The 12,259-nt window shown below is 46.7% G+C and carries 11 protein-coding genes; all 11 read left to right on the top strand.

Annotated elements, in window-relative coordinates; all coding sequences use genetic code 11:
* Positions 1 to 80: 80 nt before the first annotated feature.
* The 11 genes from O0879_RS17285 (at position 81) to O0879_RS17235 (ending at position 12,201) form a co-directional block, all read left to right on the top strand.
* Positions 81 to 1,295, top strand: a complete 1,215-nt coding sequence (locus tag O0879_RS17285; RefSeq protein ID WP_289917708.1) for a Wzz/FepE/Etk N-terminal domain-containing protein — start codon at positions 81 to 83, stop codon at positions 1,293 to 1,295.
* Between the two features lie 68 nt (positions 1,296 to 1,363).
* On the top strand, positions 1,364 to 2,134 hold the full coding sequence (gene rfbF, locus O0879_RS17280; protein WP_289917706.1) for a glucose-1-phosphate cytidylyltransferase: 771 nt from the start codon (positions 1,364 to 1,366) through the stop codon (positions 2,132 to 2,134).
* Entirely contained in the window at positions 2,134 to 3,201 is a 1,068-nt protein-coding gene (rfbG, locus tag O0879_RS17275) for a CDP-glucose 4,6-dehydratase (RefSeq protein ID WP_289917899.1), read from the top strand. Before rfbF ends, rfbG begins: the two co-directional genes overlap by 1 nt.
* A 30-nt stretch (positions 3,202 to 3,231) precedes the next feature.
* Entirely contained in the window at positions 3,232 to 4,557 is a 1,326-nt protein-coding gene (rfbH, locus tag O0879_RS17270) for a lipopolysaccharide biosynthesis protein RfbH (protein ID WP_289917705.1), read from the top strand.
* A 32-nt stretch (positions 4,558 to 4,589) separates the two neighbouring features.
* On the top strand, positions 4,590 to 5,675 hold the full coding sequence (locus O0879_RS17265; protein ID WP_289917701.1) for an NAD-dependent epimerase/dehydratase family protein: 1,086 nt from the start codon (positions 4,590 to 4,592) through the stop codon (positions 5,673 to 5,675).
* Complete coding sequence (locus O0879_RS17260) at positions 5,675 to 6,478, top strand: transketolase (protein WP_289917700.1); 804 nt, start codon at positions 5,675 to 5,677, stop codon at positions 6,476 to 6,478. The genes O0879_RS17265 and O0879_RS17260 overlap by 1 nt, the downstream gene beginning before the upstream one ends.
* Positions 6,478 to 7,398, top strand: coding sequence for a transketolase C-terminal domain-containing protein (locus O0879_RS17255; RefSeq protein WP_289917698.1), 921 nt, complete (start codon positions 6,478 to 6,480; stop codon positions 7,396 to 7,398). The genes O0879_RS17260 and O0879_RS17255 overlap by 1 nt, the downstream gene beginning before the upstream one ends.
* 79 nt (positions 7,399 to 7,477) lie before the next feature.
* Positions 7,478 to 8,389 carry an NAD(P)-dependent oxidoreductase gene (locus O0879_RS17250; RefSeq protein WP_289917696.1) on the top strand — a complete coding sequence of 304 codons (912 nt, stop codon included), beginning with the start codon at positions 7,478 to 7,480 and terminating at the stop codon, positions 8,387 to 8,389.
* The gene (locus O0879_RS17245) at positions 8,379 to 10,160 is read left to right on the top strand and encodes an ABC transporter ATP-binding protein (RefSeq protein ID WP_289917694.1); all 1,782 of its coding nucleotides are present in this window, start codon (positions 8,379 to 8,381) and stop codon (positions 10,158 to 10,160) included. The genes O0879_RS17250 and O0879_RS17245 overlap by 11 nt, the downstream gene beginning before the upstream one ends.
* Complete coding sequence (locus O0879_RS17240; protein ID WP_289917692.1) at positions 10,157 to 11,191, top strand: glycosyltransferase family A protein; 1,035 nt, start codon at positions 10,157 to 10,159, stop codon at positions 11,189 to 11,191. Before O0879_RS17245 ends, O0879_RS17240 begins: the two co-directional genes overlap by 4 nt.
* Positions 11,188 to 12,201 carry a glycosyltransferase family 2 protein gene (locus tag O0879_RS17235; RefSeq protein ID WP_289917690.1) on the top strand — a complete coding sequence of 338 codons (1,014 nt, stop codon included), beginning with the start codon at positions 11,188 to 11,190 and terminating at the stop codon, positions 12,199 to 12,201. Before O0879_RS17240 ends, O0879_RS17235 begins: the two co-directional genes overlap by 4 nt.
* Positions 12,202 to 12,259 lie beyond the last annotated feature (58 nt).

Raw genomic sequence — 12,259 nt, 5'->3', positions numbered from 1 at the left:
CAGCTGTTATGCATTATTCTAAAGTACAACCAATCACGGTGACGTTTTAAATATGATGGGTTATAACTCGAAAGAAAAAGATGTCTGAGGAAAATGAAAATATGGGGCAGCGTTCTCCGGTAACCGAAAATATTGATGAGATCCATTTATTGGATATATTAACGGCGCTTGCCCGGCAGAAGAAAATATTATTTACAGTGCCTTTGATTACCGGAGTGTTGGCAATAGCTGCAGCGTTCCTCATTCAGCCTATATTTTCGTCTAGTGCAGTTATTCTTCCACCTCAGCAGCAGAATTCCGGCGCAGCTGCCATGTTGGGGCAACTTGGCGGGTTGGCAGGGGCTGCAGGCAGTATTGCAGGATTAAAAAATCCTAATGATTTATATGTGGCCATGTTGCAAAGTAGAACTGTGGCGGATAAATTGATATCTAAATTTGATCTGAAAAAACGTTTTGGTGTGGAGACGTTTGATGAGGCAAGAAAAATATTGAGTGGAATGGTTGTTGTTGCCAGTGATAAAGCTGGATCTATTTCTATAATTGTTGAAGATTATGATTCAAAATTTGCGGCTGAATTGGCGAATGCATTTGTTGCTGAGTTATCGAATTTGACTAGTAATTTGGCAATTACTGATGCCGCACGTCGCCGGCTATTTTTCGAAAAACAGTTGCTTACAGCGAAAGATGCCCTAGGGAATGCAGAAGTGGATCTGCAAAAAATGCAAGAAAAAACTGGTCTGCTGCAACTTGATGGACAAGTAAGAAGCATTATCAGTAATATTGCGCAATTAGAAGGAACAATTGCAGCAAAAGAGGTACAACTTAATGCAATGCGTAGTTTTGCAACAAATAGCAATCCAGAATTAATGCGTTTGCAAGGTGAAATTCAGGGCTATCAAGCACAACTTGGAAAACTTAAAAATGGAAAATTATCCAACGATGGTGATATTACTGTCCCAAGTGGAAAGATTCCTCAAATAGGCGTCGATTATGTGCGTAGTCTACGTAACGTAAAATATCAAGAAACTATTTTTGAGTTTCTTTCAAAGCAATACGAGGTGGCCAAGATTGATGAAGCAAAAGAGTCTTCGGCGATACAAATTCTTGATAGCGCAATACCGGCAGAGAAAAAATCAAAACCAAGAAAATTAATTATTGTCATTTTTGGATTTGTTGGCGGTGGATTGCTTGCACTATTCTTTGCATTGATGCGTGATGCTTTTCAGCAATCATCTAAAGACAGCACAGGAAGATATCGTTGGCAAGTCTTGAAAAAGACTTGGAAAGAGGGCTGATTTTGTTTTGCTGGATGAAGAAGCCATGATTGGCTTCTCATTTTACTTTGACAAGTAGGGAAAGAAATATGAAAGCTGTTATTTTGGCGGGTGGATTAGGAACCCGAATTAGCGAAGAAACTTCTACGAAACCGAAGCCGATGGTGGAAATTGGTGGTAAGCCCATCTTATGGCACATCATGAAGTCGTATTCGGCCCATGGAGTGAATGATTTCATCATTTGCTGCGGCTACAAGGGTTATGTGATCAAGGAGTATTTCGCGAACTATTTCCTGCATACCTCGGACGTGACTTTCGATATGCAGAATAACCAGATGGAAGTGCATGTGCGCAACGCTGAACCCTGGAAGGTGACGTTGGTCGATACCGGCGATGAGACCATGACAGGTGGTCGCCTGAAACGCGTCGAGCGCTACCTGGAAGGGGAAGAGGCGTTCTGTTTCACGTATGGCGATGGCGTCAGCGACGTCAATATCACTGAATCGATCGCCTTCCATAAGACACACGGCAAAATGGCAACGTTGACAGCGACTCAGCCTCCTGGCCGCTTCGGCGCGCTGATCTTGGATGGCCAGAAAATCAATAGTTTCCAGGAAAAGCCGCAAGGCGATGGTGCGTGGATCAACGGCGGCTATTTTGTGCTGTCGCCGAAAGTCATCGATTACATCGCGAACGACAGCACCACCTGGGAAAAGCAGCCGCTGGAACGCCTTGCCGCTGAAGGTCAACTGGACGCCTTTTTCCATCATGGCTTCTGGCAACCGATGGATACCCTGCGCGACAAGGTGCATCTGGAAGAACTGTGGCAATCGGGCAAGGCCCCCTGGAAGGCGGCTTGATGAATCCCGCATTCTGGCAAGGAAAACGTGTTTTTCTCACCGGCCATACCGGCTTCAAGGGTGGCTGGCTGAGCCTGTGGCTGCAGCAGCTTGGCGCCGACGTGACCGGCTATGCGCTGGCGGCACCGACCACCCCCAGCCTGTTTGAGGTCGCCGACGTGGCCAGTGGCATGCAGTCGATCATCGGCGACGTGCGCGATGGCGACGCAGTCAAGCGCGCCATGGCCGCCGCACGTCCGGACATCGTCATTCACATGGCCGCCCAGCCGCTGGTGCGCTACTCATACGCCAATCCGGTGGAAACGTATTCCACCAACGTCATGGGCGTGGTGCATGTGCTCGAAGCCGTGCGCGCCACGCCTGGCGTGCGTGCGGTGGTGAATGTCACCAGCGACAAGTGCTATGAAAACCGCGAATGGCCGTGGGGCTACCGCGAAAACGAGGCCATGGGCGGCTACGATCCCTACAGCAACAGCAAGGGCTGCGCCGAACTGGTGACAGCCGGCTACCGCAGTTCCTTCTTCCATGCCGACAAATACGCCGAACACGGCGTGGCTCTGGGCAGCGGCCGCGCCGGCAACGTCATCGGCGGCGGCGACTGGGCGCTGGATCGCCTGATTCCCGACATGTTGCGCGCCATCGGCGCCGGCGAGCCGGTGATGATCCGCAATCCCCATGCGATCCGCCCGTGGCAGCACGTGCTCGAGCCATTGAGCGGTTATCTGACCCTGGCGGAAAAGCTGTACACGGCAGGCCCCGTGCATGCCGAAGGCTGGAACTTCGGCCCGCACGATACCGACGCCAAGCCCGTCGAATGGATCATCGAGCGCATGACGCAAGAATGGGGCGCGGGCGCCTCCTGGTCGCTCGACGGCCAGGACCATCCGCATGAGGCAACCTATCTGAAACTCGATTGTTCCAAGGCGCGTGGCCAGCTGGGCTGGCATCCGCGCTGGGACATCGGCCAGACCATCGCCAGAATTGTCGAGTGGCATAAGGCGTGCGACCAGGGCGCGGACATGCGGGCAATGACGCTGGCGCAAATCGCCACCTATCAAAATACCTGATTAATTACCTAATAAATTGAAGGCTGTATCATGAGCGAACAACTGACCCAACAACAAATCCGCGAGCAGATCGCTGCCCTGGTGGCGCAATACGGCGCACTGGCCAGCGTGCCGAAACCATTCGAGCCGGGCGTGACGGTGATTCCACCGGCCGGTAAAGTCGTCGGCGCACCCGAGATGGGCCTGATGGTCGAAGCCTCGCTCGACGCCTGGCTGACCACGGGTCGTTTCAATGACGAATTCGAACAGCGCCTGGCCAAGTTCATCGGCGTCGAATTCCTGATCACGGTGAACTCGGGTTCGTCCGCCAACCTGGTGGCCTTCTCGGCGCTGACGTCGCCCAAACTCGGCGCGCGCGCCATCCAGCCTGGTGACGAAGTCATCGGCGTGGCGGCCGGTTTCCCGACCACCGTCAATCCGATTTTGCAATATGGTGCGGTACCCGTCTTCGTCGACGTGGAACTGGGCACCTATAACATCGATGCCACGAAAATCGAAGCGGCCATCACGGACAAGACCAAGGCCATCATGCTGGCCCATACCCTGGGCAATCCGTTCAACCTGGAAGTCATCGTTGCGCTGTGCAAGAAATACAATCTGTGGCTGGTGGAAGATTGCTGCGACGCCCTGGGCGCCACGTATAACGGCCAGATGTGCGGCACCTTCGGCGATATCGGCACCATGAGTTTTTACCCTGCGCACCATATCACCATGGGCGAAGGCGGCGCGGTGTTTACCAACAATCCGGAACTGAAAGCGATTGCCGAATCGTTCCGCGACTGGGGCCGCGACTGCTATTGCGCGCCAGGCAAGGACAACACCTGCGGCCAGCGTTTCTGCTGCAAGCTGGGCACGCTGCCGGAAGGCTATGACCACAAGTACACCTACAGCCACCTGGGCTACAACCTGAAAATCACGGACATGCAGGCCGCTTGCGGCCTGGCGCAGATGGACCGCGCGGCCGGTTTCGTGCAGGCGCGCAAGGACAATTTCAACTACATGAAAAATGGCCTGCAGAGCTGTGCGGAGTTCCTGATCCTGCCGGAAGCGACGCCCAATTCCGATCCATCGTGGTTCGGTTTCCCGATCACCATCCGTCCGGAAGCGAATGTGGACCGTGTCAGCCTGCTGACCTTCCTGGATCAACACAAGATCGGCACGCGTCTGCTGTTCGCCGGCAACCTGACGCGTCAGCCGTACATGATCGGGCGTAACTACCGCGTCTCGGGTGAGCTGACGAATACGGACCGCATCATGCACGACACCCTGTGGATCGGCGTGTTCCCTGGCTTGACCCGCGAAATGATGGATTTCTCGATCAGCAAGATCGAAGAATTCTTCGGTGTGAACTTCTAAGTGTAATGATCAATACGCATCAAGAGCCGCAAATGAAACAGACCTACCAGCCTGGAGTGGCCGTTGAGGATCTGCGGCTGATACTGGAGCGCACTCCTGCCAGCGTATGGCATGCGTTGCGCGGACAGCGCATCTTTATCACCGGCGGTACCGGCTTCATAGGCTGCTGGTTGTTGGAGGCGCTGATCTGGGCCGACCGCCAGCTTGACCTAGGCATCAGCGTGGCGGTGCTGACCCGGCGCCCCGAAGCCTTTCGCAAGAAGGCGCCGCATTTGGCAAACGATGCGATTGTTCAATTGCTCGAAGGTGATGTCAATGATCTGCGCTTCTTTAGTGATGCCGTTGACATCGTGTTGCATGCGGCGACTGATGTCGCCACTGCCGTTGCCGACCAACGCACGGTATTTGACGACATCGTCAATGGGACGCGCGAAACGCTGGCCCTCGCGACGCGTTGCGGTGCGCAACGTTATTTGTTGACCAGTTCGGGTGCTGTGTACGGACGTCAGCCAGCAGACATGACGCATATCCGCGAGCACTATCAGGGGGCACCCGATACCTTGCAAGCCAATACTGCTTATGGGCAAGGGAAACGGGTGTCGGAATGGCTGGTGCAGGTGCACGCCAGTCAGCAAGGTTTGCAAACCGGCATCGCACGTGTTTTTGCGCTGTTGGGTCCGTATCTACCACTCGACGCACAATTTGCCGCTGGTAACTTCATTCTCGACGGACTCAATCAACGAGATATCAAGGTAGGCGGCGACGGTACTGCGCAGCGATCCTATTTATATGCAGCGGACATGGTGATATGGCTGTTGAGAATATTAATCGACGGGGCGCCTGGCCAAGCCTACAACCTTGGTTCTGCCCAGGCATTGAGTATTCGTGAACTAGCGGAAACCATTTCGGACATCATGTATGGCTGTGAACGTATCGTAATGGGAGCCGAGCCTGTGCCAAATGCGCCTGTATTGCGTTATGTCCCCAATGTAGACAAGGCGCGTGTGCAATTGAATTTACTTGAATACACCGACCTGCGGTCGGCCATACGTAAAACCATCGATTGGCGGCTCCATTTATTACAAGCTGCCGGTCGCGAACAATCCGGGAATTCATAATGTCTGAATTTAATCCTCGCCAGTTGCGCCGCACCGTCCTCGAAATGGCGTATGCCGGCTCGACTGTGCATATTGCTTGTGCATTTTCGCTCATTGAAATTCTGGCTGTGCTGTACCGCAATCACTTGCGTTATCCGGGCGATGATCCGCGCGCCTTGGAGCGCGATTACCTGGTGTTGAGCAAAGGCCATGGTGTCATGGGCCAATATGCCTGCCTGCATGAAAAGGGCTGGTTGCCGAAAAGCGAACTTGATAATTATTTCAGCGATGGCTCGCGCCTCAAGGGCTTGTCTGACGGACATGTGGTCGGTTGCGAAGTTACCTCTGGTTCGCTTGGACACGGCTTGTCGGTAGGTGTCGGCATGGCTCTGGCCGCAAAGCTGGTCAAAACTGACCAGCTTTGCTACGCAATCGTCGGCGATGGAGAAATGAATGAAGGCACGATGTGGGAAGCGATGTTGTTCGCGACCCATTGGTCGTTGGATAATTTGGTAGTCATCGTGGATGAAAACGGTTTCCAGGCTATGGGCAAGACCATCGATGTAATGAAGCTTGGAAGCCTGCAAGACAAATTCAGCGCGTTCGGTTTCGATGCTGTGAGCATCGACGGCCATGATGAGATGGCGATTGAAAGCGCATTGACACAATTAAAAGCAAATAAAAATGGCAAACCCAAAGCGATCGTGGCGCGCACGGTCAAAGGCAAGGGTGTGTCGTTCATGGAACATCAAAATATCTGGCACTACACGCGTCTGACGGAAGATTCCTTCAATGCGGCGATGGCAGAGTTGGAGCGCACATAATGAGAGCAGCATTTTCGAAGGCGATCGTGGATGCGGCAAAGGCCGATCCGAAAATCCTGTTGCTGACCGGCGACCATGGATACGCCTTGTTCGACGATTTTCGCAAAGCATTGCCCGATCAATTCATCAATGCCGGCATCGCAGAACAAAACATGGTGGGCGTCGCGGCTGGCCTGGCCAAGGCGGGTTTCAAGCCTATCGTGTACGGTCTGGCTGCATTTGTTCCGGTTCGAGTACTTGAGCAGATAAAAATTGATATCTGCTATGAAAATCTTCCAGTGATCTTGATTGGAGACGGCGCTGGTCTGGTTTATAGCCACCTGGGCACTAGTCACCAGTCGACCGAAGATATCGCCTGCACGAGAGCCATTCCAGCTTTGACAATCCTGTCGCCAGGCGACCGCTTTGAAATGGCAGCGACCATGAGGCTGGCCTTTAGCCTCCATTCGCCCGTTTACATACGCATGGGCAAGAGCGACCGCGGTGACATTCATAGCGCGGAGCTGATACTGTCAGCAGGACAGATGCTCAAGGTAAGAAAAGGATCGGCAAAGACAGCCATTCTCGCGACTGGATCGATGGTGCGTACAGCGCTTGATTTGGTTGAGCAAGGCCTGGATGCGGAAGTCTGGAGTGTGCCTTCGATCAAACCATTTAACCGCAAGCAGTTGAACGACATAGCACAAAATGTTGATTGCATTGTGACAATTGAAGAGCACTCTGTCATCGGTGGCTTGGGGGCATGCATTGCCGAGGAGATTTCTACGAGCAGCACCTTGCCGATCTGCCGTATCGGAATTGAGGATCGTTTTTCGAGCGCTTGTGGAACTTGGGATTATTTATTGAAAGAGCACAAATTAGATGTGACATCAATATCTTATAAAATTCACGAATTTATTACTAGGATAAAAATTCAGTAGGGAGTTAAATAGTGGAAATTATTATGGTGCAACGTGATCTTTTCGGTGCTAAACGAATATATTGTATTCTGGAAGAAAAATGATTTTATTGACAGGCGCAACAGGATTTTTGGGAAGCCGCTTATTGGCGGCACTGCTGAAGACCGGATATGAAGTCGTTATTGTCAAACGATCTTTTTCGAATACTGCCAAAATTGCAGAAAACTTAGAGAACGACAGGCTTCATATTTTCGATATCGACCGTGACGACCCCCGGAAAATATTCGAGACGTATAAGATCAAGACAATTATTCATGCGGCAACAGAGTATGGTCGTGGAACGACGCCGGTATTTAAGATTCTGGAGGCCAATTTAATTTTGCCGATACGTCTTGCTGAGTTAGGGATTGACTACGGTGTAAAATGTTTTATTAATACCGATTCATTTTTCAATAAAGGGAATAGCTCTTATTCAAATTTGTTGAATTATTCACTATCCAAGAAAAGCTTGCTTGTCTGGTTAAACCAATTATCAAAAAAATTAAAAATAATCAATGTTGTACTCGAGCATATTTATGGTCCGGGTGATGATAACCTGAAATTTGTTGAAAGTGTAGTTCAAAAAATAGCCATTGAGAAAGTGGGGAAAATTTCGCTTACACATGGCCATCAGAAGCGCGATTTTATTTATGTCGACGATGTGGTCAAGGCATATTTGAAATTGGTGGACTATGCGAATAGTCATGATTTTTCATTTAAAACTTTTGAAGTTGGAACAGGGAAAAGCTTTCAAATTCGTGAGTTTGTGGAAATTGTCAAGAATATTTCCGGTAGTCAGACCGAATTATGCTTTGGTGATATTGAATACCGTAGCGACGAAATTATGGATTCCAAGGCAGATATCAGCCAGTTGAGCGAATTAAGTTGGATGCCAACTACCTCGTTGAGAAGCGGAATTGAAAAAATATTACAAGAATATAGTCTAAAAACAAGAAAAAAAAATGCGATTTGAGAAAACTTTTTCCAATTTGATCGGCCGCCTCTGGCAGCACATTGGTCGCAGTCGCCGCCGTCAATTCTGGCTGCTACTTGGATTGACAATACTGGCGTCATTTGCGGAGATCGTAAGCATTGGATCGGTGCTTCCCTTTATTGGTGCTCTGACAAATCCAGAGAAAATCTTCGATAGTAGTGCTGCCGCGCCGATGATACAGTTTATGGGCTTGGAAAATGCAGATCAGCTATTGCTCCCACTTACCATAATTTTTAGCGTGGCTGCATTGCTGTCTGGGCTATTACGTATATTCTCATTGAAATTTTCAGTAAAAGTATCGTTTGAAGTGGGATCTGAACTGAGCAATAACGTATATCGCAAAACACTATATCAGCCTTATGCAACTCATATTGCGAGAAATAGTAGTGAAGTGGTGAACGTAATATGGGTAAAAATTAGCGAAGTTATATTTTATATTCTAATGCCAGGTTTGACATTGATCAGTAGTATAGCGATGATAATCGCCATACTATTTGTCTTATGCTATGTCATTCCAGGTGTTGCGCTAGGTATCATTGCTTGCTTCGGATTGATTTATGCATTTATTATTAAAATTAGTCGTAGGCATTTGAAGGAAAGTAGTCGCCGTATTGCTACAGAATCTAATAATGTTATTAAATCCTTGCAAGAGGGATTGGGTGGAATACGCGATATTCTAATTGACGGGAGTCAGGAGAGTTTTTGCGCAATTTATAGGGAAACTGACCGCATTTTACGTACGGCTCAAGGGAGTAATCAGTTTATTAGTCAAAGCCCAAGATTTGCAATGGAAAGCATGGGGACGGTATTAATTGCTGGTTTAGCCTATGTACTATCACAGCGGCCGGATGGAATAACGAACGCAATTCCTATCTTGGCCGCACTTGCTTTGGGACTGCAACGATTATTGCCTGCTTTGCAGCAAGCCTATAATTCTTGGTCTTTGATGCAAGGAGCACACGCGTCCCTTCAAGATGCATTGGATCTGTTAGATCAGCCCATGTTGCAAAATACGGGAGAGGAAAAAATTGCACCGATATCGTTCGAAAATGATATCAGCTTAAAGAAAGTTTCTTTCCGTTATAACAGCGAATCGCCCTGGATATTCGAGGATGTCGATCTTGAAGTTAAGAAAGGCAGCAGGGTTGGGTTTATCGGCGGAACCGGTAGTGGAAAAAGTACGATGATAGATATTATCATGGGATTACTGGATCCGGCTCGCGGCGCTCTTGAAATTGATGGCAAGAAGATATCGTCCGAAAATCGCCGTGCATGGCAATCTCGTATAGCCCACGTCCCACAGACCGTTTTTCTAACGGATAATAGTATCGAAGAAAATATTGCATTTGGTATTCCGAGGGAAAAAATTTCATACGAACGTGTAAAACTAGCCGCAGAACAAGCGCAGCTTGCCGAAACCATTGAGCAGTGGCCCGAAGGATATCGCACAGTAGTCGGTGAACGAGGGATTCAACTTTCTGGTGGACAGAGGCAACGAATTGGCATCGCACGTGCGTTGTACAAGCGTGCCGATGTGATCGTCTTTGATGAAGCCACTAGTGCTTTAGATACGGAAACTGAAATGGCGGTAATGCTTGCGATAGAGTCTCTTAGTAAGGACATTACTATTTTAATCATTGCTCACAGATTAAATACATTAAAGAATTGTCATAAAATTGTTGAAGTTAGAAAAGAAGGTATTTTTATTAAAGATATGAACTTTAACGAAGTAATTGGTGACTTTTCATGAGTGATATTTCAGTAAGTTTCTGCATCCCAACTTACAATCGTGCAGAAATTGTTTACCAGAATGTCTTGAGTATTTTGGAATGTCCCGATATAGATATCGAGGTTGTGGTCCTGGACAATGGATCAACTGACTCGACAATAGAGTTATTAAAAAAAATTAAGGACACAAGACTTTCAGTATATGAAAATGGAGAGAACAAGGGGGTGCTCTTCAACATATTGCATGCCGTTGATAAAGGATGTGGGAAATACCTGGTTTTTTCTACAGACAAGGACAGTTTTCATTCGGATGCAATCTCCAGTTTCAGGTCTTTTTTGATGGCACAGCCGGAGTTGGCTGCTGGATATTGCGAATATAATTCAACTGTATTAAATGAGTATGATCGTTTTCCAAAAGGTATATTGGCCGTCAAGGCTATAGCTTATATGGCTAGACACCCGACGGGATATTTTTTTAATAACCATCTTCTTAAATCAATTAATTTAGTTAAAAGATTTTCAGACTATAATGTAGTTGATACTTTTCCTTTTGATTTTGTCTTTGCTGAATTATGTTTGCTCGGTGACGGATATATTTACAATCCAGACTTGATCACTACTGAGGATGGTGCTGCGGCCGCAAAAATTAAATCATTTGGTACCGATGGCAATAAGAAAGATGCATTTTTTTCCCCTGATTCCAGACTACGTATGGCAGTTAACTTCAGCCAGCATATATATACATTGAATCTATCGAAAAAAGAAAAGAATCATTTGATTATTGGTGTATTTATAAGAGGATTGCTTGGTGCGACCGTCGGATATCGTGCCATTCTAAAAAATGCCAATCTTTGTGAGCATTATGGTATGCCGTCCAGGACTGTTAAAAATGGAGAAATTCTGAATTATGGAATTACTTACGCCATCTCATTTGTTAGAAAAACAAATACTATTTTTGGAGCTTCTATTTTTTCAAAAATCATATTTTTTAAAAATGTAGCATTTTATATTATAAAAAAAATCTTTATCAAAGTATTAAAAGGTGAAAAATGATCCAGCCTTTTATTTTGTCTATCGTCATTCCGACTTTCAGGCGAGCTGCGTGCTTAGAGATTTTGCTATCATCGATAACATCGCATTTATCATATTTCCCGACGGACCTTGAGATAATTGTTTTAGATAACGCATCGCCAGATAATACGGAGAATATTGTTTCAGAATTTGCAAATACCTTTCCGATTAAATATTTTCGTCATGATGAAAATATAGGTATGGATGGTAATATCGCAGCATGTTTCAATGTAGCATCTGGGAGGTATCTATGGGTGCTTGGCGATGATGAAATATTGTATCAAGGTACTTTAAATTACGTATTGAATTTATGCCGAAATAGGGAATTCGGTATTTTATATATGGAGAATGGTGGGTTTAAAGATGGCCAAGAGGGAGCGATTGCGCTACGCTCGATTCCAGAGAATATTAAAATAAAAACATTGAATTCTGAAAAAATATTTCGCGAAGTCAATGTTTTCCTTACATTTATTTCTGCCAATATAATTAATAGGGAAGAAATTCTAAGAAAAATCCCAGATTTTGATTTTAGATCTGATACTGGTACGTTTTTACCTCAGATGGCTTGGATGTATAGTGCACTAAAAATAATAAATTCTCATATTTATATATATACACCTATGTTCGGTGCGATGACCGGAAATACGGGGGGCTATAAATTGATTCAGGTCTTTGGCGCAAATCTTATAAATATAACGAAAAAATATTTCTCTGAAGACTCTTTTAACAATGCCAATATCATGTCGAATGCTGTTGTGACAAGACTTCTTCCAGGTGAGTTAATGCATCAATTTGGAAGTGCCGCTAGTAAAAGTAATTTTGAACATGAAGATATCAATTTAATGATAGCTTCTTGTTTTGGAAATAATAAATATGCCAATGTTTTCTTAAAAGGTATACTGTCAAATTCAAAATTAAGAAGAGAAATTTCATTTTTTGGCGTTCGAGTATTGAATAAAATAAATAAAAATTTGCATTATGCGCTTCTTTGATGTCGATTTTTCTTTGTGCCTAAGAAAAGTATGTGTATTTACGCTTGGATTTGGTATT

The sequence above is a fragment of the Janthinobacterium sp. SUN120 genome (genome assembly GCF_030397735.1).
Classification (GTDB): Bacteria; Pseudomonadota; Gammaproteobacteria; order Burkholderiales; family Burkholderiaceae_D; genus Janthinobacterium; species Janthinobacterium kumbetense.
This window is presented reverse-complemented; position numbering and strand designations above follow the sequence as displayed.

Bases quoted from the DNA above. Each gene is read 5' to 3' on its own strand.
- O0879_RS17285 (WP_289917708.1), top strand. From the start codon at position 81: ATGTCTGAGGAAAATGAAAATATGGGGCAGCGTTCTCCGGTAACCGAA.
- rfbF (WP_289917706.1), top strand. From the start codon at position 1,364: ATGAAAGCTGTTATTTTGGCGGGTGGATTAGGAACCCGAATTAGCGAA.
- rfbG (WP_289917899.1), top strand. From the start codon at position 2,134: ATGAATCCCGCATTCTGGCAAGGAAAACGTGTTTTTCTCACCGGCCAT.
- rfbH (WP_289917705.1), top strand. From the start codon at position 3,232: ATGAGCGAACAACTGACCCAACAACAAATCCGCGAGCAGATCGCTGCC.
- O0879_RS17265 (WP_289917701.1), top strand. From the start codon at position 4,590: ATGAAACAGACCTACCAGCCTGGAGTGGCCGTTGAGGATCTGCGGCTG.
- O0879_RS17260 (WP_289917700.1), top strand. From the start codon at position 5,675: ATGTCTGAATTTAATCCTCGCCAGTTGCGCCGCACCGTCCTCGAAATG.
- O0879_RS17255 (WP_289917698.1), top strand. From the start codon at position 6,478: ATGAGAGCAGCATTTTCGAAGGCGATCGTGGATGCGGCAAAGGCCGAT.
- O0879_RS17250 (WP_289917696.1), top strand. From the start codon at position 7,478: ATGATTTTATTGACAGGCGCAACAGGATTTTTGGGAAGCCGCTTATTG.
- O0879_RS17245 (WP_289917694.1), top strand. From the start codon at position 8,379: ATGCGATTTGAGAAAACTTTTTCCAATTTGATCGGCCGCCTCTGGCAG.
- O0879_RS17240 (WP_289917692.1), top strand. From the start codon at position 10,157: ATGAGTGATATTTCAGTAAGTTTCTGCATCCCAACTTACAATCGTGCA.
- O0879_RS17235 (WP_289917690.1), top strand. From the start codon at position 11,188: ATGATCCAGCCTTTTATTTTGTCTATCGTCATTCCGACTTTCAGGCGA.